This window comes from Paraburkholderia saeva (genome assembly GCF_907164555.1).
Taxonomy (GTDB): domain Bacteria; phylum Pseudomonadota; class Gammaproteobacteria; order Burkholderiales; family Burkholderiaceae; genus Paraburkholderia; species Paraburkholderia saeva.
Map to the genome: position 1 here is coordinate 849,151 of NZ_CAJQZC010000001.1, position 25,815 is coordinate 874,965.

26 protein-coding genes are annotated in these 25,815 nt (G+C 64.4%); 17 read left to right on the plus strand and 9 right to left on the minus strand.

The annotated features are described in order from the left end of the window. From hemF to LPA36_RS03820, 3 genes are all read right to left on the minus strand, one after another. Positions 1 to 924 (minus strand): oxygen-dependent coproporphyrinogen oxidase, encoded by a 924-nt coding sequence (gene hemF, locus LPA36_RS03810; protein WP_228874802.1) that lies wholly within the window; start codon positions 922 to 924, stop codon positions 1 to 3. 339 nt (positions 925 to 1,263) lie between these two features. Continuing rightward, positions 1,264 to 2,538: a phosphoribosylamine--glycine ligase gene (gene purD, locus LPA36_RS03815; protein WP_228874803.1), complete on the minus strand. Its 1,275-nt coding sequence runs from the start codon at positions 2,536 to 2,538 to the stop codon at positions 1,264 to 1,266. 215 nt (positions 2,539 to 2,753) lie between these two features. Continuing rightward, entirely contained in the window at positions 2,754 to 3,482 is a 729-nt protein-coding gene (locus tag LPA36_RS03820) for a YebC/PmpR family DNA-binding transcriptional regulator (protein ID WP_228874804.1), read from the minus strand. Positions 3,483 to 3,736: 254 nt separating this feature from the next. On the opposite strand from LPA36_RS03820, the gene LPA36_RS03825 reads away from it, so the two are divergent. Beyond that, positions 3,737 to 3,943 carry a type II toxin-antitoxin system HicA family toxin gene (locus LPA36_RS03825; RefSeq protein ID WP_324250878.1) on the plus strand — a complete coding sequence of 69 codons (207 nt, stop codon included), beginning with the start codon at positions 3,737 to 3,739 and terminating at the stop codon, positions 3,941 to 3,943. 70 nt (positions 3,944 to 4,013) lie between these two features. Beyond that, complete coding sequence (locus LPA36_RS03830; protein WP_228874806.1) at positions 4,014 to 4,436, plus strand: type II toxin-antitoxin system HicB family antitoxin; 423 nt, start codon at positions 4,014 to 4,016, stop codon at positions 4,434 to 4,436. A 16-nt stretch (positions 4,437 to 4,452) separates the two neighbouring features. Here the strand turns inward: LPA36_RS03830 and upp are convergent, their stop codons facing one another. Continuing rightward, the gene (gene upp / locus LPA36_RS03835) at positions 4,453 to 5,103 is read right to left on the minus strand and encodes a uracil phosphoribosyltransferase (protein WP_228874807.1); all 651 of its coding nucleotides are present in this window, start codon (positions 5,101 to 5,103) and stop codon (positions 4,453 to 4,455) included. Between the two features lie 275 nt (positions 5,104 to 5,378). Between upp and LPA36_RS03840 the strand changes: the two genes are divergently transcribed. The 15 genes from LPA36_RS03840 to LPA36_RS03910 all read left to right on the plus strand — a co-directional run bounded on the left by LPA36_RS03840 (position 5,379) and on the right by LPA36_RS03910 (position 21,754). After that, complete coding sequence (locus LPA36_RS03840; protein WP_228874808.1) at positions 5,379 to 6,158, plus strand: SDR family oxidoreductase; 780 nt, start codon at positions 5,379 to 5,381, stop codon at positions 6,156 to 6,158. A gap of 62 nt (positions 6,159 to 6,220) precedes the next feature. Further along, entirely contained in the window at positions 6,221 to 6,610 is a 390-nt protein-coding gene (locus LPA36_RS03845) for a methylglyoxal synthase (protein WP_228874809.1), read from the plus strand. A gap of 55 nt (positions 6,611 to 6,665) precedes the next feature. Beyond that, positions 6,666 to 7,640, plus strand: a complete 975-nt coding sequence (locus LPA36_RS03850; RefSeq protein WP_228874810.1) for a quinone oxidoreductase family protein — start codon at positions 6,666 to 6,668, stop codon at positions 7,638 to 7,640. 206 nt (positions 7,641 to 7,846) lie between these two features. Then, entirely contained in the window at positions 7,847 to 7,960 is a 114-nt protein-coding gene (locus LPA36_RS03855; protein ID WP_090531428.1) for a potassium ABC transporter ATPase, read from the plus strand. Next, complete coding sequence (gene kdpF / locus LPA36_RS03860; RefSeq protein ID WP_090531426.1) at positions 7,957 to 8,049, plus strand: K(+)-transporting ATPase subunit F; 93 nt, start codon at positions 7,957 to 7,959, stop codon at positions 8,047 to 8,049. Before LPA36_RS03855 ends, kdpF begins: the two co-directional genes overlap by 4 nt. Further along, the gene (gene kdpA / locus LPA36_RS03865) at positions 8,046 to 9,851 is read left to right on the plus strand and encodes a potassium-transporting ATPase subunit KdpA (RefSeq protein WP_228874811.1); all 1,806 of its coding nucleotides are present in this window, start codon (positions 8,046 to 8,048) and stop codon (positions 9,849 to 9,851) included. The genes kdpF and kdpA overlap by 4 nt, the downstream gene beginning before the upstream one ends. Before the next feature lie 33 nt (positions 9,852 to 9,884). After that, positions 9,885 to 11,996, plus strand: a complete 2,112-nt coding sequence (gene kdpB, locus LPA36_RS03870; RefSeq protein WP_228874812.1) for a potassium-transporting ATPase subunit KdpB — start codon at positions 9,885 to 9,887, stop codon at positions 11,994 to 11,996. A gap of 40 nt (positions 11,997 to 12,036) precedes the next feature. Beyond that, the gene (gene kdpC, locus LPA36_RS03875; RefSeq protein ID WP_228874813.1) at positions 12,037 to 12,615 is read left to right on the plus strand and encodes a potassium-transporting ATPase subunit KdpC; all 579 of its coding nucleotides are present in this window, start codon (positions 12,037 to 12,039) and stop codon (positions 12,613 to 12,615) included. A 192-nt stretch (positions 12,616 to 12,807) separates the two neighbouring features. Beyond that, on the plus strand, positions 12,808 to 15,765 hold the full coding sequence (locus tag LPA36_RS03880) for a DUF4118 domain-containing protein (protein ID WP_228874814.1): 2,958 nt from the start codon (positions 12,808 to 12,810) through the stop codon (positions 15,763 to 15,765). Next, positions 15,758 to 16,456 carry a two-component system response regulator KdpE gene (kdpE, locus tag LPA36_RS03885; RefSeq protein WP_228874815.1) on the plus strand — a complete coding sequence of 233 codons (699 nt, stop codon included), beginning with the start codon at positions 15,758 to 15,760 and terminating at the stop codon, positions 16,454 to 16,456. The genes LPA36_RS03880 and kdpE overlap by 8 nt, the downstream gene beginning before the upstream one ends. 127 nt (positions 16,457 to 16,583) lie before the next feature. Further along, a complete protein-coding gene (gene sugE, locus LPA36_RS03890) occupies positions 16,584 to 16,904 on the plus strand; it encodes a quaternary ammonium compound efflux SMR transporter SugE (protein ID WP_228874816.1) in 321 nt (106 codons plus the stop codon). A 298-nt stretch (positions 16,905 to 17,202) separates the two neighbouring features. Then, on the plus strand, positions 17,203 to 17,814 hold the full coding sequence (locus tag LPA36_RS03895; protein WP_228874817.1) for a DUF4126 domain-containing protein: 612 nt from the start codon (positions 17,203 to 17,205) through the stop codon (positions 17,812 to 17,814). A gap of 92 nt (positions 17,815 to 17,906) precedes the next feature. Then, positions 17,907 to 20,396 (plus strand): ABC transporter permease, encoded by a 2,490-nt coding sequence (locus LPA36_RS03900; RefSeq protein WP_228874888.1) that lies wholly within the window; start codon positions 17,907 to 17,909, stop codon positions 20,394 to 20,396. 37 nt (positions 20,397 to 20,433) lie between these two features. Then, entirely contained in the window at positions 20,434 to 20,844 is a 411-nt protein-coding gene (locus LPA36_RS03905; protein ID WP_228874818.1) for a group II truncated hemoglobin, read from the plus strand. Between the two features lie 178 nt (positions 20,845 to 21,022). Further along, complete coding sequence (locus LPA36_RS03910; RefSeq protein WP_228874819.1) at positions 21,023 to 21,754, plus strand: alanyl-tRNA editing protein; 732 nt, start codon at positions 21,023 to 21,025, stop codon at positions 21,752 to 21,754. 36 nt (positions 21,755 to 21,790) lie between these two features. Here LPA36_RS03910 and LPA36_RS03915 read toward each other — a convergent pair whose 3' ends face one another. The 5 genes from LPA36_RS03915 to LPA36_RS03935 all read right to left on the minus strand — a co-directional run bounded on the left by LPA36_RS03915 (position 21,791) and on the right by LPA36_RS03935 (position 25,774). Beyond that, the gene (locus LPA36_RS03915) at positions 21,791 to 22,537 is read right to left on the minus strand and encodes an SDR family oxidoreductase (protein ID WP_228874820.1); all 747 of its coding nucleotides are present in this window, start codon (positions 22,535 to 22,537) and stop codon (positions 21,791 to 21,793) included. 43 nt (positions 22,538 to 22,580) lie between these two features. After that, positions 22,581 to 23,165, minus strand: a complete 585-nt coding sequence (locus LPA36_RS03920) for an LOG family protein (protein WP_228874821.1) — start codon at positions 23,163 to 23,165, stop codon at positions 22,581 to 22,583. Between the two features lie 2 nt (positions 23,166 to 23,167). Further along, a complete protein-coding gene (locus LPA36_RS03925; RefSeq protein WP_228874822.1) occupies positions 23,168 to 23,893 on the minus strand; it encodes a TetR/AcrR family transcriptional regulator in 726 nt (241 codons plus the stop codon). 193 nt (positions 23,894 to 24,086) lie between these two features. After that, positions 24,087 to 24,722, minus strand: coding sequence for a diacylglycerol kinase (locus LPA36_RS03930; RefSeq protein WP_407674211.1), 636 nt, complete (start codon positions 24,720 to 24,722; stop codon positions 24,087 to 24,089). Positions 24,723 to 24,742: 20 nt separating this feature from the next. Continuing rightward, positions 24,743 to 25,774: a glycosyltransferase family 4 protein gene (locus LPA36_RS03935; protein ID WP_228874824.1), complete on the minus strand. Its 1,032-nt coding sequence runs from the start codon at positions 25,772 to 25,774 to the stop codon at positions 24,743 to 24,745. Positions 25,775 to 25,815: the final 41 nt, after the last annotated feature.

Consider the following 25,815-nt stretch of genomic DNA (forward strand, 5'->3'; position numbering starts at 1 on the left):
TCAAACCCATTCGCGCGGCACGAGAAAATCGGAATACAGGCGCGCTTCCGGCGTGCCGGGTTCTGGCTGCCAGTTATAGCGCCAGTTCACCACAGGCGGCATCGACATCAGGATGGACTCGGTGCGTCCGCCGCTTTGCAGCCCAAACAGTGTGCCACGGTCGAAGACCAGGTTGAACTCGACATAACGGCCACGTCGATACGCCTGGAAATCGCGCTCGGCTTCGCCATACGGCTGCGAGCGGCGTTTTTCGATGATCGGCAGATACGCGTTCAGGAACGCATCGCCGACGCTCTTCACCATCTCGAACGAACGATCGAAGCCGGGCTCGGCGAAATCGTCGAAGAAAATCCCGCCAATGCCGCGCGGCTCGTTACGATGCTTGAGGAAGAAATACTCGTCGCACCATTGCTTGAAGCGCGGGTACAGGTCCGCACCGTACGGCTGGAGCGAATCGCGGCAGGCCGTATGAAAGTGCCGCGCGTCTTCCTCGTAACCATAGTAGGGCGTCAGATCCATGCCGCCGCCGAACCAGAAGACGGGCGCTTCGCCCGGCTTCGTTGCGATCAGCATACGCACATTCATGTGGACTGTCGGGCAATACGGATTGTGCGGATGCAGCACGAGCGACACGCCCATCGCTTCAAAACCGCGTCCGGCGAGCTGTGGCCGCGCCGCGCTGGCCGAGCCCGGCAGCGCGTCGCCGGCGACGTCCGAAAAACCGATGCCCGCGCGCTCGAAGAAGTTGCCGCCTTCGAGAATGCGCGTGACGCCGCCGCCGCGCAGCTTTTCGCCGGGCGCGCGCTGCCATGCGTCGGTCGCGAAGGGCTTGCCGTCGAAGGCGCCGAGCGTGTCGGCGATGTGCGTCTGCAGGCTCTGGAGCCACACGCGGACGGCCTGTACGTCACAGGTTGAATCGGTCATGGATGCTGGTCGGCGGCCGGATTGTCTGGCCGCGGGTTCGTGAGTGGGCGGTGTTGAAGCGGGCGGCGCGCCCGCGACGTTGCCCGTAAAACAGCCTGAACAAGCGCCTGAAACCGGGCCCTGCGAAGGGCCCGCTAAAACGTGGTTCAGCTTCGGGCGGGTTATCTGCTACTACGCCAGACCCGAAACCGCCCTGAAGCCAGGCGTGGCCGGTCGCCGAAGTGGCAATCTGAGCGGCCCTGCAGCGGTTCACGGGGCGCGCTTCTGCCAGGCTGCTGCACCTCGTGACATCCCGAAGTGTAGCGTCCCGGCGAAGGGCGCCATTGCTGCGCTGCGGCTTCAGTGCTTGCGGTTGACGGCGCGATAACCGATGTCGCGGCGATACTGCATGCCGTCGAACGAAATCTGGTTGATCGTTTCGTAGGCCACCGACTGCGCGCTGCGCACCGAATCCGCGAGACCGACCACGCACAGCACGCGTCCACCCGAAGTGGTCAGCTTGCCGTCTTTCAGCGTCGTGCCGGCGTGGAACGTCACGGAATCGGCGGATTCGGCCGGGATGTCGCTGATCCGGTCGCCCTTGCGCGGCGTGTCCGGATAATTATGCGCGGCCAACACGACACCAAGCGCCGTACGGCGATCCCATTCCAGTTCGACCGAATCGAGCGTGCCCGCGATCGCCTGCTCGACGACCTTCGAGAAATCGCCCTTCAGGCGCGCCATGATCGGCTGCGTTTCCGGGTCGCCCATGCGGCAGTTGAATTCGAGCGTTTTCGGGTTGCCCTGCGCGTCGATCATCAGGCCGGCGTACAGGAAACCGGTGAAACGGATGCCTTCTTTTTCCATGCCGCGCACGGTGGGCAGGATGATTTCGCGCATCACGCGTGCATGCAGTTGCGGCGTAACGATCGGCGCGGGCGAGTACGCGCCCATGCCGCCGGTGTTCGGGCCCTGATCGTCGTCCAGCAGGCGCTTGTGATCCTGGCTCGACGCCAGCGGCAGCACGTGCTTGCCGTCGACCATCACGATGAAGCTCGCTTCTTCGCCTTCCAGGAATTCCTCGATCACGACACGCGCGCCTGCGTCGCCCAGCCTGTTGTCGGACAACATCATGTCGACGGCCGCGTGCGCTTCTTCGAGCGTGGTCGCGACGACGACGCCCTTGCCGGCGGCGAGGCCGTCAGCCTTGATGACGATCGGCGCGCCCTTCGAGTCCAGATACGCGTGCGCGGCGGCGACATCGGCGAACGTTTCGTATTCGGCGGTCGGGATCGCGTGACGCTTCATGAAGGCCTTCGCGAAATCTTTCGAGCTTTCGAGCTGTGCTGCTTCCCGCGACGGTCCGAAAATCTTCAGACCACGTGAACGGAACAGATTGACGATACCGGCGGCGAGCGGCGTTTCCGGCCCGACCAGCGTGAAGGCGATCTGTTCTTTCTCGACGAAATCCGCAAGCTCGTTCAGGTCGGTGATATCAACGTTGCGCAGACGCTCGTCCTGCGCGGTGCCGCCGTTGCCTGGCGCCACGTAGACAAGCTGAACGCGCGGCGACTGCGCGAGCTTCCATGCGAGCGCGTGTTCGCGACCGCCGGACCCGACGACGAGTAACTTCATGTGATTCCCCGAAGACTAAAAAACAATGACGGCCGACGCGCATGCATCGGCCGTGGTTTGCCGCAACAACTGCACCCGAGGTGCTATAACCTTCGACATCACCCTGGCGCGATAACCGTGAAACCGGCCATGGCCGCTCGACTCGCCGCCAGACGCACGGAGCGCGGAACCGGCGGGCGGCGCGCAGAGGGCGCCCGGCCGTACCGCGCGGCCGCTTATTCGTCGGCGATGGCTGCGTTTGTATAGACTTCCTGCACGTCGTCCAGGTTTTCCAGGGCGTCGAGCAGCTTCTGCATTTTTGCCGCGTCGTCGCCGGTGAATTCGACTTCCGTCTGCGGTTTCATCGTGACTTCCGCCACTTCTGCCTTGAAGCCGGCGGCTTCGAGCGCAGCCTTCACCTTCGGGAAATCGTTCGCCGGGCAGATCACTTCGATACTGCCGTCATCGTTCGTGACGACGTCGTCGGCGCCGGCTTCGAGCGCCGCGTCCATCAGCGTGTCTTCCGGCGTGCCGGGCGCGAACAGGAACTGGCCGACGTGATCGAACATGAACGACACAGAGCCGTCCGTGCCCATGTTGCCGCCGAACTTCGAGAACGCGTGACGCACTTCCGCGACCGTGCGGGTGCGGTTGTCGGTCATCGTGTCGACGATGATCGCCGCGCCGCCGATGCCGTAGCCTTCGTAGCGGATTTCCTCGTAGTTCGCGCCGTCGACACCGCCCACGCCGCGCTGGATCGCGCGGTTGATGTTGTCCTTCGGCATGTTGGCGTCGTACGCCTTGTCGACGGCGAGCCGCAGACGCGGGTTCGTGTCGGCGTCGCCGCCGCCCATGCGGGCCGCGACCTGGATTTCCTTGATCAGCCGCGTCCAGACCTTGCCGCGTTTGGCATCGGTCGCCGCTTTCTTATGCTTGATGTTGGCCCATTTCGAATGACCCGCCATTACTTTCTCCGTCGCATGCGCCTGTGGGGCGCACGCATTAATCCGATTGTCGATGCGTTTTTGTTGCCTGATCACGCGCGTACAGACGCTTTGGGCGCGCCTCGCAGCGTGGAGGCCGGTTTGCGCCGCGTGATGAGCGGATTCGAATTTTATCATGCCGGCGCGGGGCGGCAGAGGGTAAGGGCGGGGAAATGCGGTGGGTTTGGTACAGGCAGAAGCAGCGATTGCAAATATAAACATTTTTGTTTATATTTATGAGGGTGTTCACGGACACAGGGGGGAAGGTGAAACAAAGCGAGTTCAAACGCTGGCTCGCTGACCGTGGGGCAACTTTCGAACAGGGCACAAAGCATTTGAAGGTATATCTGAACGGTCGGCAGACAACGCTGCCGAGGCATCCCGCTCATGAGATTTCTGAGCCGCTTCGAAAGGCCATTCTGAAGCAGTTGAACTGTAAATAAGGCCAGGCCCCGCAAGGGGCTTGCTGATGCCCGTGCTGACTGCCCGGGAACATGACACACGGAGAGTTACATGTTTCGTTATCCCGCCCGCATCGAAAGGGACGAGGCCGGCTTCACCGTTTCATTCCGCGATATTCCGGAAGCGCTGACTTCGGGCGCGACGCTCGACGAAGCGCGGGAAATGGCTGTCGACGCGCTGGCTACTGCGATGGATTTCTATTTCGAGGACAAGCGCCCGGTGCCGTCGCCTTCGAAACCCCGGCGCGGAGAAGCGCTGATCGAACTGCCGGCAAGTCTGGCCGCCAAGGTACTGTTGCTGAACGAAATGCTCAGGCAAAAGGTTTCACCGGCCGAGCTGGCGAGACGCCTTCATACCCGGCCGCAGGAAATCCAGCGTGTCATCGATATCGGCCACGTGACGAAGATCGACACGATCGCGTCGGCATTTGCGGCGCTGGGCAAGCGCCTCGAGCTTTCCGTGGTGCCGGCCTGACGCCGGCGCCCCGATCTCAGTTCTTCGTACCGAACAGCCGGTCGCCGGCGTCGCCGAGACCCGGCACGATGTACGCGTGCTCGTTCAGGTGCGAATCGAGCGAAGCAACGAACAGTTTCACGTCCGGATGCGCGTCCTGGAACACCTGGACGCCTTCGGGCGCGGCCACCAGCGCGAGGAACATGATGTTCTCGCCCGGTACGTTACGGCGCTTGAGCACGTCGACGGCGTGTACCGCCGAATAGCCGGTCGCGACCATCGGATCGCACAGGATGAAGATCCGGTCTTCCAGATCCGGCAGGCGCACGAGGTATTCGACCGGCCGGTGATCGTCGGCGCGATACACGCCGATGTGGCCGACGCGCGCCGACGGAATCAGCTCCAGCAGCCCGTCCGACATCCCGATGCCCGCGCGCAGCACCGGCACGATCGCGAGCTTCTTGCCGGCGATCACGGGCGCGTCGATGTCGACGAGCGGCGTCGAGACCGGCCGGGTGGTCATCGGCAGGTTGCGGGTGATCTCATAGCCCATCAGCAGCGTGATTTCGCGCAGCAGTTCGCGGAACGTGCGCGTCGACGTGTCCCGGTCGCGCATGTGCGACAGCTTGTGCTGGATCAACGGGTGGTCGAGGATGAAAAGATTGGGAAAACGGCTGTCCTGTGTCATGGCGTATGCGCGGGCGGCGGCAAGAGGGATCGGCTGGCACGTCGCCTTGCGCCGGAAACCGGCCGGCAGCGCGCACCACGGCTGCAAGTTTACCGAAAGTGCCGCAGGAAGATACCGGAGATTGCGAGGCGGGCACCGGCAGCGCACCGTCGATTCTTCTAGAATCGGGGCATCGGTGCGGCCGCATGGTCACCGCAGGGCCGCATGGCAGGCCAGCCAGGCCGTCATTGAGCTTTCGGCACTGAACCCTCGACACTGACAAAAAGGATACGGAAATGGATCTGGGCATTGCAGGACGGACCGCGCTGGTATGCGCGGCGAGCAAGGGTCTCGGTCGGGGCTGCGCCGAAGCGCTCGCCGCCGAAGGGGTGAACGTGGTGATCGTCGCCCGCACGGCAGAGACGCTCGAGGCGACCGCCGCGGCGATCCGCGCCGCGAGCGGCGTCGATGTGAAAGCCGTCGCCTGCGATATCACCACGCCCGAAGGGCGCGCCGCCGCGCTCGCGGCGTGCCCGCAACCGGACATTCTCGTCAACAACGCGGGTGGCCCGCCGCCAGGCGACTTCCGTCAGTTCACCCACGACGACTGGATCCGCGCGCTCGAAGCCAACATGCTGACGCCGATCGAACTGATGCGCGCGACGATCGACGGTATGATCAGCCGCGGCTTTGGCCGCATCGTCAACATCACGAGCTCGGCGGTCAAGGCGCCGATCGACGTGCTCGGTCTGTCGAACGGCGCGCGCTCGGGGTTGACGGGCTTCGTCGCGGGCCTCGCTCGCAAGGTCGCGCCGCAGGGCGTGACGATCAACAACCTGCTGCCGGGCATGTTCGATACCGACCGCATTGTCGGCACAATCGAAGCCCAGGCGAAAGCGCAGGACATCACGATCGAGGAATCGCGCAGGCGCCGGATGGCGTCGATTCCGGCGGGCCGTTTCGGCACGTCCGACGAGTTCGGCCGCGCCTGTGCGTTCCTGTGCAGCGCGCACGCGGGTTACATTACCGGCCAGAACTGGCTCATCGACGGCGGCGCGTATCCGGGCACGTTCTGATTTTCGTTCTCCGCCCGAACGTATTGACCAACCCTAACAAGCACACTCAGGAGTATGGCTTCATGACCACCCGCGTCGCGCTCATCGCGCACGATCACAAGAAAGACGACATCGTCCAGCTCTCCGGCGAATACGCCAGCACGCTCGCGCGCTGCGAACTCCTCGCGACGGGTACGACCGGCTCGCGGATCGCCGCGGCGCACGGGCTGACGGTCGAGCGGATGCTGTCGGGTCCGCACGGCGGCGACCTGCAGATCGGCGCGCAACTCGCGGAAGGCAAGGTCGACATGGTGATCTTCCTGCGCGACCCGATGACGCCGCAGCCGCACGAACCGGATATCAACGCGCTGGTGCGGGCCTGTGACGTGCACAACATTCCATGTGCGACGAACATCTCGACCGCCCGGATGATCCTCGACGTGCTCACACTGCGTCTCACGCAGAAGATCTGAAGCAGAGCCTCGACACGCTGATTCTTTGCAGCCAGTCGCAACATCAGGAGACACCATGACGAAAGCGATCCGATTCGACAGGACCGGCGGCCCGGAAGTAATGAAATGGGTCGACGTCGAAGTGGGCAAGCCAGGCGAAGGCGAGATCCGTATCCGTCAGCACGCGGTCGGGCTCAACTATATCGATGTGTATTTCCGCACGGGCCTGTATCCGCTGCCGCTGCCGGGCGGCCTCGGCATGGAAGCCGCCGGCGAAGTGACGGAAACTGGCGCGGGCGTGACGGGCGTGAAGGTGGGCGATCGCGTCGCCTACGTGGCGCGGCCGCCGGGCGCTTACGCCCAGGAGCGCGTGCTGCCGGCCGCGCAGGTCGTGAAGCTGCCCGATGCCATCAGCTATGAAGACGCGGCGTCGGCGATGCTGCAGGGCCTCACCGCGCAATACCTGCTGCGCCGCACGTATCCGGTGAAAGCGGGCGACACGATCCTGATCCAGGCGGCGGCGGGCGGCGTCGGCCTGCTCGCGTGCCAGTGGGCGAAAGCGTTGGGCGCGACGGTGATCGGCACAGTCGGCTCAGACGAAAAAGCCGAAATCGCGAAGGCGCACGGTTGCGATCACGCGATCGTCTATACGCGCGAGAACTTCACGAAGCGCGTGCGTGAAATCACGAACGGCGCGGGCGTGCCGGTTGTTTATGACTCGATCGGCAAGGACACGTTTACCGCGTCGCTCGACTGTCTCGCGCCGCTTGGCATGTTCGTGAGCTTCGGCAACGCGTCAGGTCCGCTGCCGCCGATCGATTCGTCCGAGTTCGCCGGACGCGGTTCGCTCTTCTTCACGCGGCCGACGCTCTTTACGTACATCGGCAAGCGCGCCGATTACGATGCGATGGCCACCGAACTCTTCGATGTCATCGCGACGGGCAAGGTGAAGACGAGCGTGAACCAGCGTTACGCGCTGGCCGATGTCGGAAGGGCGCATGCGGATCTGGAAGGTCGTCGCACTACGGGATCGACGGTGTTGCTGCCCTGACGCATGCGGCGCTAGCGCGCCAGCCGATATGACGTAACGCCGTAACAGAAGCAAGGACGCAACCACACAGGCCGTGCCCGGGAAACCGGGCGCGGCCTTTTCACGTTTACGCGTTTTTTACACAGCCGCCGCCAGCTTTGACCCGTCCTTTACGTGCATCGGCATATCCTGGCAGTCATCCAAAGTCCGTACATGGAGAACTCTAAATGGATGTGCTGTACATCGGGGGCCTGGTGCTGTTTTCAGCGCTGACCTTTGCATTGATCGCCGGCTGCGAGAAGTTGATGCAGTTCCGCCGTGGCCAGGGAGCGCGCTCATGACCTGGATCCTGTGGCTCTCGGGCTCGGCAACCGCGTTGCTGTTCGCCTATCTCGTCTATGCGCTCCTGCGCGCGGAGGACATTGAATGAACTCGAACAATGTCTTTCAAAGCGTGCTCTTTCTGGTCGTCCTGCTCGCGGCGGCGGTGCCCGTCTCGCGCTACATCACGAAGGTGATGGATGGCAGCTCACGCGCCGTGCGCTTCGGCGCGCCGCTCGAACGCCTGCTGTATCGCATCGCGGGCGTCGATCCTTCGAGCGAAATGAGCTGGAAACACTACGCGATCGCGACGATTGCGTTCAACACGTTGGGCGCTGCCTTCCTGTATCTGCTGCTACGCGTGCAGGGCTGGTTGCCGGGCAATCCGCAACAGTTCGGCGCGATGACTGTCGACGGCGCATTCAACACCGCCGTCAGCTTCGTCACGAACACGAACTGGCAGGATTACTCGCCGGAACAGACGGTCGGCTACCTGGCGCAAATGCTCGGCTTCACGGTGCAGAACTTCCTGTCGGCGGCTACGGGTATCGTCGTTGTGATCGCGCTGATTCGTGGTTTCGCGCGCCATACCGCGCAGACCATCGGCAACTTCTGGGTCGATATCACGCGGGTCACGATGTACGTGCTCGTGCCGATGTCGATCGTGATCGCCGGGCTCTTGATGAGCCAGGGCGTGATCCAGAACTTCAAGGCGTATCAGGACGTTCCGACGCTGCAAACCACTACCTACGCTGCGCCGAAGCTCGACGCGCAAGGCAATCCGGTGAAGGACGCGAAGGGCAATCCGGTCACGGTCGATACGCCCGTCAAGACGCAGACGATTGCGATGGGCCCGGTGGCTTCGCAGGAAGCGATCAAGATGCTCGGCACGAACGGTGGCGGCTTCTTTAACGGCAACTCGGCGCATCCGTATGAAAACCCGACGCCGTTCGCCAACTTCCTGCAGATCTTCGCGATGCTGCTGATTCCGGCGTCGCTGTGTCTGGTGTTCGGGCAGGTCATTGCCGACCGGAAGCAGGGCATCGCCGTGTTGGCCGTGATGGTGATTGCATTTGCCGCCTGTGTGGCCGGCGAAATCGGCGCTGAGCAGAGCGGCAATCCTGCGTTGAGCGCATTGCACGTCGACCAGTCGGCGAGCGCCCTGCAGGCAGGCGGCAACATGGAAGGCAAGGAAACGCGCTTCGGCATCGCGCAGTCGGGCATCTTCACGGTGGCGACGACCGCAGCTTCGTGCGGCGCGGTCAACAACATGCACGATTCGCTGACGCCGCTCGGTGGCCTGATTCCGATGCTCCTGATCCAGCTCGGCGAAGTGGTCTTCGGCGGCGTCGGTTCGGGTCTCTACGGGATGCTCGTGTTTGCGCTCCTCGCTGTATTCGTCGCGGGGCTGATGATCGGTCGTACGCCGGAGTATGTCGGCAAGAAGATCGAGGCGTACGAGATGAAGATGGTGTCGATCGTCGTGCTGCTGACGCCGATGCTGGTGCTCGTCGGTGCATCGATCGCGGTACTCGCGGATGCAGGCAAGGCCGGCATCCTGAACCCCGGCGCGCACGGCTTCTCCGAAATCCTCTACGCGTTCAGTTCCGCCGCGAACAACAACGGCAGCGCGTTCGCCGGCCTCACCGTGAGCACGCCGTTCTACAACTCGCTCCTCGGTATCGCGATGTGGTTCGGTCGCTTCGGCTCGATCGTGCCGGTGCTGGCGATTGCCGGTTCGCTCGCCGCGAAGAAGCGCATCGCCGTCACGGGCGGCACGCTGCCGACCCACGGCCCGCTCTTCGTCGTACTGCTGCTGGGCACGGTGCTGCTGGTCGGTGCGCTGACCTACGTGCCTGCGCTTGCGCTCGGGCCCGGTGTCGAACATCTGATGATGATCGTGGGCCATTGATGTGGCATTTCACTGGAATTCGGACAAAAGAAAATGACTGACCATTCTGCAACCCGGTCCATGTTCGACCCGGCGCTGGTGCGCCCGGCGATCGCGGACGCCTTCAGAAAACTCACGCCGCGTACGCAGTTTCGTAACCCGGTGATGTTCTGTGTGTACGTCGGCAGCATCCTGACGACGATCCTTTGGGTCGCCGCGCTGGCCGGCCAGGCCGAAGCGCCCGCGGGTTTCATTCTCGCGGTCACGCTGTGGCTATGGTTCACGGTGTTGTTTGCCAACTTCGCGGAGGCGCTTGCCGAAGGCCGTTCGAAGGCCCAGGCTGCGTCGCTGCGCAGCGCGAAGAAAGACGTCATGGCGAAGAAGCTCAATGAGCCGCATCCGAAGTCGCCGATCCGCATCATGACGGCCACCGATCTGCGTCGCGGCGACGTCGTGCTCGTCGAAACCGGTGACGTCATTCCGGCCGACGGCGAAGTGATCGAAGGCGTCGCGTCGGTCGATGAGTCGGCGATTACCGGCGAATCGGCGCCGGTGATCCGCGAGTCGGGCGGCGACTTTTCGTCGGTGACGGGCGGCACGCGCGTGCTGTCGGACTGGATCGTCATGAAGGTGACGGCGAATCCCGGTGAAGCGTTTCTTGACCGCATGATCGCGATGGTCGAAGGCGCGAAGCGTCAGAAGACGCCGAACGAAATCGCCCTGACGATTCTGCTCGTCGCGCTGACGATCGTGATGCTGCTCGCCACCGCGACGCTGCTGCCGTTCTCGATGTTCTCCGTCGAAGCCGCGAAAGCGGGGCACGTCGTGACGATCACGGCGCTGGTCGCGCTGCTCGTGTGCCTGATTCCGACGACGATCGGCGGCCTGCTCTCCGCGATCGGCGTGGCTGGCATGAGCCGTATGATGCAGGCAAACGTGATCGCCACGTCGGGCCGCGCAGTGGAAGCCGCGGGCGACGTCGACGTGCTGCTGCTCGACAAGACCGGCACGATCACGCTCGGCAACCGTCAGGCGTCGCTCTTCGTGCCCGCTCCGGGCATCACCGAAGAAGCGCTTGCCGATGCCGCGCAACTGTCGTCGCTTGCCGACGAAACGCCGGAAGGCCGCAGCATCGTCGTGCTCGCGAAGCAGCGTTTCAACATCCGTCAACGCGATATGGCGACGCTGCATCCGGTGTTCCTCTCATTCAGCGCCCATACGCGGATGAGCGGCGTCGATCTCGCTCCGCAGGGGACTTCCTCCGGCGCAACAGGTCGCGAGATCCGCAAGGGTGCGGCCGACGCGGTAAAGCATTACGTCGAAGCGCATGGCGGACGTTATCCGTCGGAAGTCAGCAACACGGTCGCTGAAGTGGCGCGCCGCGGCAGCACGCCGCTCGTCGTTGCCGAACGGGTCGAAGGCGCGGCGCGTGTGCTCGGCGTGATCGAGTTGAAGGACGTCGTGAAGGGCGGCATCAAGGAACGCTTCGCCGAACTGCGCAAGATGGGCATCAAGACCGTCATGGTGACGGGTGACAACCGTCTGACCGCGGCCGCGATTGCAGCCGAAGCGGGCGTCGACGATTTTCTCGCCGAAGCCACACCGGAAGCGAAGCTCTCGACGATCCGTGCGCATCAGACCGAAGGCCGCCTTGTCGCGATGACGGGCGACGGCACGAACGACGCTCCCGCGCTCGCGCAGGCCGACGTTGCGGTGGCGATGAACACCGGCACGCAGGCGGCGAAGGAAGCCGGCAACATGGTCGACCTCGATTCGAATCCGACCAAGCTGATTGAGATCGTCGAGATCGGCAAGCAGATGCTGATGACGCGCGGCTCGCTCACGACGTTCTCGATTGCCAACGACGTCGCCAAGTACTTCGCGATCATTCCGGCCGCGTTCGCCACGACCTACCCGGCGCTGAACGCGCTGAACGTGATGCATCTCGCGACACCGGCGTCCGCGATCATGTCGGCGGTGATTTTCAACGCGCTGATCATCGTGATGCTGATTCCGCTCGCGCTGAAGGGCGTGAAGTACCGGCCGCTCGGCGCGGCGGTGCTGTTGCGCCGCAATCTGCTGGTGTATGGCCTGGGCGGGATCATCGTGCCGTTCATCGGCATCAAGCTCATCGATATGGTGCTGGCCGCATTGGGCTGGGTGTGATCAGGCTCGCTGCTGATCGTTCCAAAAGGAAAGAATCATCATGAAATCGTTATTTCGTCCGCTCATCGTGATCTTTGCCGTGCTTACGGCGGTAACGGGTCTCGCGTATCCCGCCGTGATGACGGCGGTGGGGCAGGCTGCCTTCCACGATCAGGCAAACGGCAGCCTCGTCGAAGTAGACGGGAAGGCAGTCGGCTCGACGCTGATCGGCCAGCAGTTCGACGCGCCGCAGTATTTCTGGGGCCGTCTGTCGGCCACCGCGCCGATGCCGTACAACGCGCAAGGCTCGTCGGGCTCGAACATCGGCCCGACCAACCCGGCGCTGGTCGATGAAGTCAAAGGCCGCATCGATGCGTTGAAGGCCGCTGGCACCGACATGTCGCAGCCGGTGCCCGTCGATCTTGTAACGTCGTCGGGCAGCGGGCTCGATCCGGAGATCAGCCCGGCCGCGGCGGCGTATCAGACGGCACGCGTCGCGAAGGCGCGCGGGATGAACGCAAACGATGTGCAGGCGCTGGTGGACCGCTATACGAGCGGCCGTCAGTTCGGGATCCTCGGCGAGCCGCGCGTGAACGTGCTGCTGCTGAATCTCGCGCTCGACGCCGCGCATCACGGGTAAATTTTTTGACGGGTGGCATGCGGGTGGCATGCGGGTGCACATGCAGTTCGGGGCGGCGCTCGCGCGTCGCCCTTTGCATTCGCACGGCAGGCATCGAATTGCGGTGGATTCACTGGCGTGCGACCATGCACGGATCATTTGCCGCCTGCGCGCACGCGGCTGCGGCAACACCAGAACGACGACGTACTCCGTATGAACCGACCTGATCCCGATGCGCTCCTCGACCGTCTGCAGCGCGAGGAAGCCAAAAGCCAGCGTGGCAAGCTGAAGATTTTCTTCGGCGCTTCGGCGGGCGTGGGGAAAACGTATGCGATGCTGCTGGCGGCGCGCCGTCGTGCGGACGAAGGCACCGACGTCGTCATCGGCATTGCGGAGACGCACGGGCGCACCGAGACCGCCGCGCTGCTCGAAGGGCTCGACGTACTGCCGCTTGCGCACATCGAATACCGCGGCCGCAAGCTCGGTGAATTCGATCTGGACGCAGCGCTCGCACGCAAGCCGCAACTGATACTCGTCGACGAACTCGCGCATTCGAACGTGCCTGGCGCGCGGCATCTGAAGCGCTGGCAGGACGTTCACGAACTGCTCGATGCCGGCATCGATGTCTATACGACGGTCAACGTCCAGCACCTCGAAAGTCTCAACGACGTGGTCGGACAGATCACAGGCATTCGTGTCTGGGAGACAGTGCCCGACCGCGTGTTCGATGGCGCCGACGAAGTCACGCTCGTCGATCTCCCCGCTGAAGAACTGCTCGACCGGATGCGCGACGGCAAGGTGTATCTGCCGCAACAGGCCGAACGCGCGGTGCGCAATTTTTTTCGCAAGGGCAACCTGATCGCGCTGCGCGAGCTCGCGTTGCGGCGTACGGCCGACCGGGTGGATGCGCAGATGCGCGAATATCGCGCCGACCAGTCGATCCAGCGGATCTGGCAGGCGCGTGAGCGTCTGCTCGTCTGCGTCGGACCGGGGCCGGATGCGCCCATGCTCGTGCGCGGCGCGGCGCGCCTCGCCGCGAGCCTGCGCGCCGACTGGATTGCTGTGTACGTCGAGACGCCGAAGCTGCAACGGCTGCCCGACGCCCGGCGCGAGCGCACGCTCAACGCGCTGAAGCTCGCCGCCGAACTCGGCGCGGAAACGGCCACGCTCGCGGGCACCGACGCCGTCGCCGCCGTGATCGGTTACGCGCGGGTGCGCAACGTATCGAAGCTGGTGGCCGGCGCATCGTCGCGCTCGGGGTTCTCACGCTGGTTGCGGCGTCCGCTTGGCGATCGCATAGCGGAGCGCGCGGGCGACCTCGATCTGACGTTGATCGGCACGCCGCAGGGAAGCGACGCAGATGCGCGACGTGCGCCACTCGACGCCGGCGCAAGCGCATGGCGCGACGCGCTCGGCGCGGCCCGCGAGCGCCGCTCGCCGCCCTCCGCGTACGGTGGGGCGCTGGCGATCTGCGCGGTCATCACGGCCGTGGCAAGTCAGCTCGCGAATCACATCGATCTGACCAACCTCGTGATGCTGTATCTGCTCGGCGTGATTTTCGCGGCAGCGAGGCTTGGTCGCGGGCCGGGCGTCGTGCTGTCGTTTCTGAGCGTCGCCGCCTTCGATTTCTTTTTCGTGCCGCCGCGCATGTCGCTGTCGGTAACGGATACACAATACCTGCTGACGTTCATCGGGATGCTGCTGACGTCGCTCGTGATCAGCCATCTGACATCGAGCCTGCGTCACGAGGCGAGCGTCGCGCGGCGCCGCGAGCAGCGCACGGGCGCGATGTACGAGATGGCGCGCGAACTGGCTGCGGCGCTGGCGACCGAACAGATCGTCGGCATCGGCAGCCGGCACGTGAGTGATGTGTTTCGCGCGCGCGTCGCGATCCTGTTGCCCGATAGCGCCGATCAGGTGAAGCAGAAGATCGAGGAAACCGATCCGGCCATCACGCTCGATGGCGCCGCGCTCGATATCGACGTGGGGCAATGGGTCTACGACCAGCAGAAGCCGGCGGGCCATGGCACCGATACGCTGCCGGCCGCCACGGCGCTCTACCTGCCCCTGAAAGCGCCGATGCGCACGCGCGGCGTGCTGGCGGTCGTCACGCACGACGACCGCGAACTCGACGTCCCGGAACAGCAGCGCATGCTCGACGCGTTCGCCGCGCAGATCGCGCTTGCGCTCGAACGCGTGCATTACGTCGACATCGCGCGCGACGCACTGGTGAACATGGAATCGGAGCGCCTGCGCAATTCGTTGCTGTCGGCGATTTCGCACGATCTGCGCACGCCGCTCACCGCGATCGTCGGCTTTTCGTCGATGCTTGCGCAGCAGCATGAAGCGAGCCTGGAGTCGAAACCCGGCGACGATCTTGTCGAATCGATCCACGAGGAAGCGCTGCGCATGACGGGCATCGTCACGAATCTGCTCGACATGGCGCGGCTTCAGGCAGGCGGTCTGCAACTGAACCGCCAGTGGTCGCTGCTCGAGGAAACCGTAGGCGCTGCGTTACGCGCATGCCGCCGGGTGCTCGCGCGGCATCCGGTGCAGGTGAAGCTGCCGCTCGACCTGCCGCTGCTTCAGCTCGACGCCGTGCTGATGGAGCGGCTCTTTTCGAACCTGTTCGAAAACGCCGCGAAATACGCGCCGCAGGATACGCCGCTTGTCATCGGCGCCGAACGCATCGAAGACGACGGCAAGCCGTTCGTGCGCGTCAACGTCGACGACGCCGGCCCGGGTTTGCCTGCCGGCATGGAAGCGCGCGTGTTCGAGAAGTTCACGCGCGGCGAGAAAGAGTCGGCCAAGCCCGGCATCGGTCTTGGGCTCGCGATCTGCCGCGCGATCGTCGACGCCCATGGCGGTACAATCGGCGCGACGAATCGCGTGGCGCCGGATGGCCGGATCGAAGGCGCGCGCTTCTGGTTCACGTTGCCGGTGGAGACGCCGCCGCCCGCACCCGATGCGTCCGATTTACTGGAAGCGTTCGATGTGTCCGAAGCGTCCGAAGCGCCCGATGCACCCGATGCACCCGAAACCGGCACCGCGCTGAAAGAGGCATCGTTGCCTGATAGCGCATCACCCGCCTCAAGCTCGACGATTTCGCCCGTAGCCCCGGCCAAACCCCTGGCCGAATCCGCGCCGATATCAAAGCCCGCCCATGAGTGACCCGAGCATTACGATCGTCCTGATCGAAGACGAAAAGCAGATTCGCCGCTTCGTGCGGACGTCGCTGGAAGGCGAGGGCATGGTGGTCCACGACGCGGAGACCGGCAAGCAGGGTCTCGTCGAAGCGGCCACGCGCAAGCCCGATCTGGTGATTGTCGATCTCGGCCTGCCCGACACCGACGGCCTTGACGTGATCCGCGAGTTGCGCGGCTGGAGCGAACTGCCGGTCATCGTGCTCTCGGCGCGCACGCAGGAAAGCGAAAAGGTCGCGGCGCTCGACGCCGGCGCGGACGACTATCTGACCAAGCCGTTCGGTGTGTCGGAACTGCTCGCGCGCATCCGCGCCCATCTGCGCCGCCGCAATCACGGCGGCGCGAACGAGGCGCCCCAGGTTCATTTTGGCGCGATCACGGTCGATCTGGCCTTGCGGCAGGTCACGCGCGAAGGCGCGCCGGTTCATCTGACGCCGCTCGAATACCGTCTGCTTGCGACGCTCGTGCGCCACGCCGGCCGCGTGTTGACGCATCGCCAGCTGTTGCGCGATGTGTGGGGGCCGTCGCACGTCGAAAGCCACCACTATCTGCGCATCTACATGGCGCATCTGCGGCAGAAGCTGGAGCGCGATCCGGCCCAGCCGGAACACATCGTGACCGAAACGGGCGTCGGCTACCGGCTCGTCGGCGCGGCGTAATCATATGGTTTCGCATATGCCGATACGGCACGGCCAGATTCATTTTGATATAATTACAGTGGTGTAAGGACGACCTTGCACGTTCTGTCTGGCGGGGACGACCCCATCTCATCCATGGAGGTCCCTCGTGTCCTGGATTCTTCTTTTCATTGCCGGTTTGCTCGAAGTTGCATGGGCAGCGGGCCTCAAATCCTCGGAAGGTTTCACGCGTTTCTGGCCGTCGGCGTTCACGATCGTGACGGCGCTCGGCAGCTTCATCCTGCTGGCGATGGCCATGCGCCAGCTGCCGCTCGGCACGGCCTACGCCGTCTGGACGGGCATCGGCGCGGTCGGCGCGTTCATCTTCGGCGTCGTGATGATGGGCGAAGCACTGACAATGGCGCGCGTGGCGAGCGCGGCCCTCATCGTCATCGGCTTGATCGGGCTGAAGCTTTCTTCTGGCCACTGAGCGAGCCGCTGAGCGCTTCCATTGACGCGCGGCGGCCCCGCCGAGCCGTGGACGTTGCGCAACGCTGGGCCGTGTCCAGGGACGCCATTCAGCGGGCTGCGAATCAACGTGGCTATAATGAAGTCGGATCCAGTCACAAATAGCCTCGCGCGGCTGGTCTGGCGTCGCTTCGGGTTTGACCGACCCCTCTGGCGCAGCGAGATCCGTCATCGTGCCGGCCAGCGCGTTCGCCATGCATGTCGCCCACGCGGCGCGTATGGACCTCCGCCCGCCAGGTGCAGCGCGTCAGGAGGCAGCCATGCTTGAACCACTTTCGCTTGCAGCCGGCCTCGCCTGGGGCAGCGGCTTGCGCCTCTATCTGACCGTGTTGCTGGCTGGCGTCTTCGAACGGCTTGGCCTCATCCATCTTCCCGAAACGCTGTCCGTGCTGTCGTCGCCGTGGGTCATTGGCGCCGCCGCAGTGTTGACCGTCGCTGAATTTCTCGCCGACAAGATTCCGGCGTTCGATTCCCTCTGGGACGCCATTCACACGTTCATCCGCATTCCCGCTGGCGCGATGCTCGCCGCCGGCGCGCTCGGTCACGCCGACCCGGCGCTGCTGACGGTCGCGGCGCTTGCGGGCGGCACGCTCGCCGGCACCGCGCATCTCGCGAAGGCCGGCACGCGTGCGCTCATCAATCTCTCGCCGGAACCGGTGTCGAATGTGGTCGCGTCTTCCGCGGAAGACGGCCTCGTGTTCGGCGGCCTGCTGCTCGCGCTCTTCGTGCCGTTCCTGTTCCTGCTCCTGTTGATCGGCTTCCTGATGGCGGCCGCGTGGGCGTTGCCGCGGTTGTGGCGCGGCGTGCAGGGCGGCTTTCGCGGGATGGCGAACCATATGGTGTCGCGACTCGTCAGGAGCCGGCACGATTGAGCGACTCGCAGCGCATTTCGATCAACGTTCCGGTACGCGAAAGGGCCGCGCGCCGCTTCACGCTGGCTGATCTCATCGCGCAGGCCGCTCGCATGACGCTGCGCGACTGGCGCGCGGGCGAACTCACGATGTTGCTGCTCGCGCTGGTGCTGGCCGTCGCGGCACTCGCAAGCGTCGGCTTTCTCGCCGACCGTCTGCATCAAGGGCTCGAGCGCGACGCGCGACGGATGATCGCCGCCGATTTCATCGTGCGCGCGGATCATCCGGTCGATCCGCAGTTCAGCCGCGAAGCGGAGGCACTCAAGCTGAACACGGCGCGCACCGCGATTTTTCCGTCGATGATCAGTTCGACCGCGACCCAGCCGGTGTCGCGGCTCGCCGCGATCAAGGCCGTAACCGACGCCTATCCGTTGCGCGGCGCGCTGCGGATCGCGCCCGCGCCCGATGCGCCCGATCACGCCGTCAATGCGATTCCGCCGAAGGGCACTGTGTGGGTCGATCAGGCGCTCCTCGACGCGCTGAAGCTGCGCGTGGGCGACCCGGTGAAGGTCGGCAGCAGCTCGTTCGTGATCGGCGCGGTGATCACGCGCGAACTGGACCGCGGTTTTTCGTTCGTCAACTTTTCGCCGCGCCTGATGATGCGCGACGACGAGCTCGCGTCGACGGGCCTGATCGCGTACGGCAGCCGCGTCACGTATCGACTGCTCGTCGCGGGCCCGGACGAAGCCGTCGCGCAGTTCGCGCAGTGGTCGCATGCGCGCGTCGACGGCGGCAAGATGCGTGGCGTCGCACTCGAATCGTTGCAGGACGGCCAGCCGCAGGTGCGCCAGACGCTCGACCGTGCAAGCCATTTCCTCACGCTCGTCTCGCTGCTCACGGCGCTGCTGGCCGCCGTCGCGATCGCGATGGCCGCGCATCGCTACATGCGCAGGCATCTCGACGGCTGCGCGGCCATGCGCTGTCTTGGCGTGAGCCAGAAAACGTTGCGCGCGCTCTTCACGCTCGAATTCGTCGGACTGGGCGTGACCGGCGGCGCGCTTGGCGTCCTGCTTGGTTTTGGTGGTCATCTCGCGCTCCTGTGGTGGCTCGCGAGTCTCATCGACGTCGCGTTGCCGTGGCCCACTGCGTGGCCCGCGCTCGAAGGCATCGCGGCGGGTCTCGTGCTGCTGCTCGGTTTCGCGCTGCCGCCGCTGCTGCCGCTCACGCGCGTGCCGCCCGTGCGGGTGCTGCGCCGCGAGTGGGGCGAGGAAGGGCGCATCGCGTGGGCCGCGTACGCGCTCGGTATCGCGCTGTTCGCGGCATTGCTGATCGTCGCGGCGGGCGAGCTGAAGCTGGGCGGAATCGTTGCGGGCGGCTTCGCGGGCGGGCTGCTCATGTTCGCGCTTGTCGCGCGGCTATCGTTGTGGGGCGCGTCGAAGCTCGTGCGCAGCGAGCGCGTGAACGCGGGCATCGGCTGGCGGTATGCGCTGGCTTCGCTGGAGCGGCGCAGCAATGCAAGCGCGTTGCAGATCACCGCACTCGGCATTGGGCTCATGTGTCTGCTGCTGATCGCGATGACGCGCAACGACCTCGTGGCCGGCTGGCGCAAATCGACGCCGCCCGATGCGCCGAACGAATTCATCATCGACATCCAGCCCGACCAGCGCGAAGCCGTGACGCAGTATCTGGATGCGCACGGCCTGCCGGGCACCGAACTGTCGCCGATGGTGCGCGGCCGCCTGATTGCGATCAACGGCAAGCCGGTCAATCCCGATAGGTACAAATCCGAAGACGCACGGCGCCTTGTCGACCGCGAATTCAATCTCTCATACACGACGAGCCTGCCTGAAGACAACCGCATCGAAGCCGGCAAGTGGTACGGCGAAACGACTTCGCCGCAGATTTCGATCGAACAGGGGCTCGCGAAGATCATCGACGTGAAGCCAGGCGACACGCTGCGTTTCGATGTAACCGGCCTGCAGATCGATGCGCCCGTCACGAGCGTGCGCAAGCTCGACTGGGGTTCGTTCAAGGTCAATTTCTTCGTGCTGATGCCGCCGTCTTCCTTGCAGGATTTCCCCGCGACCTTCATCACAAGTTTCCATTTGCCGCCCGAAAAGCGCGCGACCATCGACGGCCTGATCTCCACGTATCCGAATCTCACCGCGATCGACACCGGCCCGATTCTCGCGCAGGTGCAGCGAGTATTGCAGCAGGTGATCGGCGCGGTGCAGTTCCTGTTCGCATTCACGCTCGCGGCGGGCGTGCTGGTGCTGTACGCGGCGCTCGCCGGCACGCGCGACGAGCGTATGCGAGAATCCGCGCTGCTGCGCGCGCTGGGCGCATCGCACACGCAGGTGCGCGCCGTGCAGGTGGCGGAGTTCGTCGCGGTCGGCGCCCTCGCGGGCCTGATGGCGGCACTGGGCGCGCAGGCCATCGGCTGGGTGCTCGCGACGCGCGTCTTCGAGTTTCATCTTGAGTTCAACCCGTGGCTGCTGCCGGCCGGGATTGCCGCCGGCGTCGCGTGCGCGGGCATCGGCGGCTGGCTGAGCCTGCGACACGTGCTGGCGCGTCCGGCGCTGCAATCGCTGCGCGACGCATGACGTTGCCTGTTTTTTCGACTTCCTTCTGTTTCTACGTATGACTGATCCGATCGACGAAGCACCCGCACAGACCACGGCCTTCGAACTCGTGGGCGGCGAGACGGGCGTGCGCGAACTCATCGACCGCTTTTATGACCTGATGGACCTCGAACCCGAGTTCGCCGGCATCCGCGCGCTTCATCCGCCGACGCTCGAAGGCTCGCGCGACAAGTTCTTCTGGTTCCTGTGTGGCTGGCTGGGCGGCCCGGACCATTACATCAGCCGCTTCGGACACCCGCGTCTGCGCGCGCGGCACCTGCCGTTCGCGATCGCTTCGGATGAACGCGACCAGTGGCTGCGCTGCATGGCCGCTGCAATGGAAGACATCGGCCTGCCGGAAGCGCTGCGCGAGCGACTCCTGCACTCGTTCTTCGAAACGGCTGACTGGATGCGCAACCGCCCCGGTTGAGCGCGCGTTCGGGGCGCGCTGCAACGCGCCGGCAATTCTGGCGTCATCCGCATCGGGCAGGCAAGCTGGCCTGTCTGAACGACCGGTACAGTCCGGCTGGTTACGATGCGCAGGCAGGCTTCCGGCTCGCCAGCCTGCCTGGCATAATGATTTTTCGCCGAACAACGAAGGATTCCCCATGACCACGCGCGCGCTCTTTCGCGACGATGCCTATCTCACGCAATGCGACGCCACGATCACCGCGATGGATGAGCAGGGCATTCATCTCGACCAGACGGTCTTCTATCCGCTCGGCGGCGGTCAGGCGGGCGACGCCGGCACGTTGACGCTGGCTGACGGCACGCGTCTGGTTATTGCGGATACGCGCAAGGCAAAATTCGAAGGCGCCACGCCCGACGACGCCGTGCACGTACCCGCGCCGGATCAGGACGCGCTGCTTGCGCGCTTTCAGCCGGGCGCACGCGTCACGGCGGCCATCGACTGGGAGCGTCGCTACCGTCACATGCGTCTGCACACCGCGAGCCATCTGATCTGCGCGGTGTTGCCGTATCCGGTGGATGGCTGCAGCATCACGAGCGAATACGCGCGCCTCGACCTGGCGACGGTCGAGCCGATCGAACGCGAGATGATCGAGAAACGTCTTGCCGAACTCGTCGGCGGCGCGCACGGCGTGTCGACGCAGTGGATCACGGACGAAGAAATGGAGCAGCGCCCGGACCTCGTTCGCACGATGAGCGTGAAGCCGCCGATGGGCCTCGGGCGCGTGCGTCTGTTGCGCATCGAAAACGTGGACCTTCAGCCGTGCGGCGGCACGCATGTGCGCAACACGCAGGAGATCGGCGCGCTGCGTGTGGCGAAGCTGGAAAAGAAGAGTGCGCGTACGCGCCGCATCGTGCTGGAATTCGCCTGATCCGCATTTCAGGCACGGCGGCGTTCAGCCGCTGGCTTATCGCCCGGCGCTGACGTCCAGCAACGCGCCGTTCACGTACGAAGCCGCATCGCTTAACAACCACACGATCGCTTCGGCCACTTCGTCTGCGCTACCCGCGCGGCCCAGTGGCGTTTGCGCGCCGAGCACTGCAGCGCGATCCGGGCGACCGCCGCTTGCGTGGATCTCGGTGTCGATCAAGCCAGGGCGCACCGCATTCACGCGCACGCCCTGCGGGCCCAGTTCTTTCGCAAGACCAATCGTCATCGTGTCGACTGCGCCTTTCGAACTGGCGTAGTCGACGTATTCGTTCGGCGAGCCAAGCCGCGACGCCGCCGACGACACGTTCACGATCACGCCGCCGTCGCCGCCGCGATCTTTTGCCATCCGGCGTGCGGCTTCGCGCGCGACCAGAAACGCGCCCAGCACGTTGACGTCGAACACCCGTCTGAGCCGATCGGCGTCCATATCGGCGACCTGCATCGAAGGCGCGACGATACCTGCGTTATTGACCACGGCATCGATGCGTCCGAATGCGTGGACGAGCGAATCGAACATCGCAATGACCGCGCTTTCATCGGCGACATCGCCAGGAATCACTCGCGCGTGGCCACCGGCGCGGCCGACTTCCGCTGCGGTTTCACGCGCGGCCGCCTCGTTGTGCGCGTAGTTCACGCCGACAGACCAGCCACGCGCACCCAGAAGCCGCGCGGTGGCGCGTCCGATGCCGCGGCTTGCACCTGTGATCAGAACGACTTTGGTCATGGCAGAAACCCGGAAAAATGCCCGCAGGCGTTGAGTCAGATGCTCAGACGTTCTCGCGGTTTTGCGCCCACTTGTCGGCGACCGGCGGCTGGTAGCGCTGCAGCTTGCCGATCAGCGCTTCGGGATTGGCGTCGATCTGCAGAATGTCGAAGTACTTCTGCTGCATGAAACCTTCGTCGACGGTATGACGCAGCAGCGACACGAGCGGGTCGTAGAAGCCGTCGATGTTGAGCACGGCCACCGGCTTCTGGTGATAGCCAAGCTGCGCCCAGGTGAAGACCTCGAACAGTTCTTCGAGTGTGCCGGCGCCGCCTGGCATCGCGACGAACGCGTCGGAGAGATCGGCCATCATTTTCTTGCGCTGATGCATGTCGGGCACGACGTGCAGTTCCGTCAGCCCGTCGTGGCCGACTTCCTTGTTCACCAGCAATTCGGGAATGACGCCGATTGCACGGCCGCCAGCGGCCATCACTTCGTTCGCGATCACGCCCATCAGACCGACCTTGCCGCCGCCATATACGAGCGCGAGGTCGGCCTTGACGAGTGCGCGGCCGAACGCCCTGGCGGCTTCGGCGTAAAGAGGGCGGGCTCCATCCGAGGACCCGCAATAGACACACACTGCTTTCATGCTCAACTGTCCTTCGATTCGGTGCGCGGCGCGGCCCCGTCCTTGGGCGGAAGGTAATCGTAAAACTCGCGCTTTGGCAGCTTGCCTGATACGAGATCGTCGAAGATCTGACGCGAGCGTCCACGCAGATAAGGCGCCATGAGCGAGATGATCTGCACGCTGACCTGATGCAGCTCGACGCGGATCGCTTCCTGCTCGTTGTATTTGCGCGGATTCATCACGAACTGATACGACAGCCAGTAGGTTGCGATCACGCCGATATTGGTTGCGATCACGTGCAGTTCGTCGGGCGTCGCGACCATTTCGCCGTCCGTGACCAGCTGCTCGCAGAACTGGCTCGCGAAGCGCACCTTGTGGCTGATGATCTGCTTGAAGTGCGTCTCGAGCGTGCGGTTACGCGCGAGCAGGTCGTTCAGGTCGCGATACAGGAAGCGATAACGCCATGTGAAATCGATCATGTACTGCAAATACGACCACATTTCGTCGATCGTCGCGCGATGATCGTCGGGGAAACGCAGACGCTTTTCGATCTCCTGCTCGAACTGGCTGAAGATGCTGTTGATGATGTCGTCTTTGTTGCGGAAGTGGTAGTACAGGTTGCCTGGACTGATCTCCATTTCCTCGGCGATTGTTGTCGTGGTAACGTTCGGCTCGCCGATTTCGTTGAAGAGCTTTAAAGAAAGCTCGAGAATCCGTTCGCGGGTGCGGCGGGGAGGTTTGGCTTCCATATCGTCCGGCCCTGGTTGGCCGGGTTGGTGCGCGGCAACATCTGCAGCGGAATCCACCCGGACGGTTGGTATTGTCAGAATTGATCGTCAGATTATAAACCGGACGTAATTCGACCAGGGCGCCCGCGCGGCCATGTGCCGGGCGACATTCAGGTGACGCATCAGGACGCAGTCAGGATGCGCTTTGGGAAGTTCAGCGCCACGTGTCGATCCAGCGGATGACGAGCGGCGTCAGCACCAGCCCCCACGTCATCAGACACATCACCAGCGCGACCATCACGGCGGCGCTGCCAAGATCCTTCGCGCGGCGCGACAGTTCGTGTCGTTCGAGCGAGATGCGGTCGATGGCGGCCTCGACGCTGGAATTCAGCAGTTCGACGATCAGGACCAGCAGCACGGAGCCGAGCAGCAGCACGCGTGCAACGGGCTCGACCGGCACGATCAGACCGATCGGCAGCAGGATCGCCGCGAGCGTCAGTTCCTGGCGAAACGCGCTTTCCTCGCGGATCGCGACCTGGAAGCCGGCGAGCGAATTCTTCATCGCGTGCCACGCGCGCGTGAGTCCGCGATTGCCTTTATACGGGTTGAACGGCAGCGGCGCGAGTGGATCGTCGGGGCTGAGCGGCTCGCCGGGTGCGCCGCTGTGCGTATCTATTTCGTTTGCCTCTGGGTGTGGATCGTCGTCGAAAGGATCGATACCGCCTGTGCTGGCTGCGTTGCCGGTATTGCGTGTATCGGCGGCATCGGCGGAATGGGGGCGCGCCGCGTCACGCGGCGCGCGCAGCGCGTCCGCGGACGGACGCCGGCCAGTGGACGCTCGCGCATGCATGGTGGGTTCTGCGCGCGGCGTCATGCGGCGGCACTTTCCTCGCTGAACGATGTGCGCGGCAGCGGTTTCAGGTGAGCGGCAAACTGCTCGGATGCAGCGCCCCACGAGAAACGTTCCGCCCACGCGCGCGCACGGTTGCGATCGATCTTCAGCGCTTCGAGACACGCCTCGTGCAGGTCTTCGTTCATCGCACCGGCGCCGCCGTCGCCGAGCACGTCGATCGGGCCGGTCACCGGGTAGGCCGCGACCGGCGTGCCGCAGGCGAGCGCTTCGAGCAGCACGAGCCCGAACGTGTCGGTGCGGCTCGGGAACACGAAGACATCGGCGGCGGCGTAGACCTTCGCGAGTTCGGCCTGCGTCAGCACGCCCAGATAGTTCACGGCCGGATAACGCGACTTCAGTTCGGCGAGTGCGGGGCCTTCACCCGCGACCCATTTCGAGCCTGGCAGATCGAGCTTCAGAAACGCCTCGACGTTTTTCTCGACCGCCACGCGCCCGACGTACAGAAAGATCGGTCGCGCGGTGTTGAGCACCTTCGAATCCATTTGATGAAAGATGTCGAGATCGACCCCGCGCGTCCACAGCACGACGTTCGTGAAGCCGAATTTTTCGAGGTCCGCTTTCACCACGGGCGTCGGCGCCATCACGGCAAGCGACGGCTTGTGAAACCAGTGCAGGAATTTGTACGTGGCGGAGAGCGGAATGCCGAAACGCGCCTGCACGTATTCAGGAAAACGCGTGTGATACGCGGTCGTGAACGGCAGCTTGTGCTGGATCGCATACGCGCGCGCCGCGAGACCAAGCGGGCCTTCCGTGGCGATATGCAGTGCGTCGGGCGCGAATTCGTCGATACGTTGGCGCAGGCGCTTTTTCGGCAGCAGTGACAGACGGATCTCGGGATAGGTGGGGCACGGAATCGTGCGGAATTCGAGCGGCGTCAGCAGATCGACGCGGTGGCCGAGCGCGGTCAGTTCGCGCGTCGTGTTCTTCAGCGTGCGAACCACGCCGTTGACCTGCGGTTCCCATGCATCGGTGACGATCATGATCTTCATCGTTGTGACCCAGGTAAGGTGAAGGAATGACGCGTGTTCAG

What these genes read in the sequence shown, in the direction of transcription:
- hemF (WP_228874802.1), bottom strand. Translation starts at nt 924, where the DNA reads ATGACCGATTCAACCTGTGACGTACAGGCCGTCCGCGTGTGGCTCCAG.
- purD (WP_228874803.1), bottom strand. Translation starts at nt 2,538, where the DNA reads ATGAAGTTACTCGTCGTCGGGTCCGGCGGTCGCGAACACGCGCTCGCA.
- LPA36_RS03820 (WP_228874804.1), bottom strand. Translation starts at nt 3,482, where the DNA reads ATGGCGGGTCATTCGAAATGGGCCAACATCAAGCATAAGAAAGCGGCG.
- LPA36_RS03825 (WP_324250878.1), top strand. Translation starts at nt 3,737, where the DNA reads ATGAGGGTGTTCACGGACACAGGGGGGAAGGTGAAACAAAGCGAGTTC.
- LPA36_RS03830 (WP_228874806.1), top strand. Translation starts at nt 4,014, where the DNA reads ATGTTTCGTTATCCCGCCCGCATCGAAAGGGACGAGGCCGGCTTCACC.
- upp (WP_228874807.1), bottom strand. Translation starts at nt 5,103, where the DNA reads ATGACACAGGACAGCCGTTTTCCCAATCTTTTCATCCTCGACCACCCG.
- LPA36_RS03840 (WP_228874808.1), top strand. Translation starts at nt 5,379, where the DNA reads ATGGATCTGGGCATTGCAGGACGGACCGCGCTGGTATGCGCGGCGAGC.
- LPA36_RS03845 (WP_228874809.1), top strand. Translation starts at nt 6,221, where the DNA reads ATGACCACCCGCGTCGCGCTCATCGCGCACGATCACAAGAAAGACGAC.
- LPA36_RS03850 (WP_228874810.1), top strand. Translation starts at nt 6,666, where the DNA reads ATGACGAAAGCGATCCGATTCGACAGGACCGGCGGCCCGGAAGTAATG.
- LPA36_RS03855 (WP_090531428.1), top strand. Translation starts at nt 7,847, where the DNA reads ATGGATGTGCTGTACATCGGGGGCCTGGTGCTGTTTTCAGCGCTGACC.
- kdpF (WP_090531426.1), top strand. Translation starts at nt 7,957, where the DNA reads ATGACCTGGATCCTGTGGCTCTCGGGCTCGGCAACCGCGTTGCTGTTC.
- kdpA (WP_228874811.1), top strand. Translation starts at nt 8,046, where the DNA reads ATGAACTCGAACAATGTCTTTCAAAGCGTGCTCTTTCTGGTCGTCCTG.
- kdpB (WP_228874812.1), top strand. Translation starts at nt 9,885, where the DNA reads ATGACTGACCATTCTGCAACCCGGTCCATGTTCGACCCGGCGCTGGTG.
- kdpC (WP_228874813.1), top strand. Translation starts at nt 12,037, where the DNA reads ATGAAATCGTTATTTCGTCCGCTCATCGTGATCTTTGCCGTGCTTACG.
- LPA36_RS03880 (WP_228874814.1), top strand. Translation starts at nt 12,808, where the DNA reads ATGAACCGACCTGATCCCGATGCGCTCCTCGACCGTCTGCAGCGCGAG.
- kdpE (WP_228874815.1), top strand. Translation starts at nt 15,758, where the DNA reads ATGAGTGACCCGAGCATTACGATCGTCCTGATCGAAGACGAAAAGCAG.
- LPA36_RS03895 (WP_228874817.1), top strand. Translation starts at nt 17,203, where the DNA reads ATGCTTGAACCACTTTCGCTTGCAGCCGGCCTCGCCTGGGGCAGCGGC.
- LPA36_RS03900 (WP_228874888.1), top strand. Translation starts at nt 17,907, where the DNA reads ATGACGCTGCGCGACTGGCGCGCGGGCGAACTCACGATGTTGCTGCTC.
- LPA36_RS03905 (WP_228874818.1), top strand. Translation starts at nt 20,434, where the DNA reads ATGACTGATCCGATCGACGAAGCACCCGCACAGACCACGGCCTTCGAA.
- LPA36_RS03910 (WP_228874819.1), top strand. Translation starts at nt 21,023, where the DNA reads ATGACCACGCGCGCGCTCTTTCGCGACGATGCCTATCTCACGCAATGC.
- LPA36_RS03915 (WP_228874820.1), bottom strand. Translation starts at nt 22,537, where the DNA reads ATGACCAAAGTCGTTCTGATCACAGGTGCAAGCCGCGGCATCGGACGC.
- LPA36_RS03920 (WP_228874821.1), bottom strand. Translation starts at nt 23,165, where the DNA reads ATGAAAGCAGTGTGTGTCTATTGCGGGTCCTCGGATGGAGCCCGCCCT.
- LPA36_RS03925 (WP_228874822.1), bottom strand. Translation starts at nt 23,893, where the DNA reads ATGGAAGCCAAACCTCCCCGCCGCACCCGCGAACGGATTCTCGAGCTT.
- LPA36_RS03930 (WP_407674211.1), bottom strand. Translation starts at nt 24,722, where the DNA reads ATGCATGCGCGAGCGTCCACTGGCCGGCGTCCGTCCGCGGACGCGCTG.
- LPA36_RS03935 (WP_228874824.1), bottom strand. Translation starts at nt 25,774, where the DNA reads ATGAAGATCATGATCGTCACCGATGCATGGGAACCGCAGGTCAACGGC.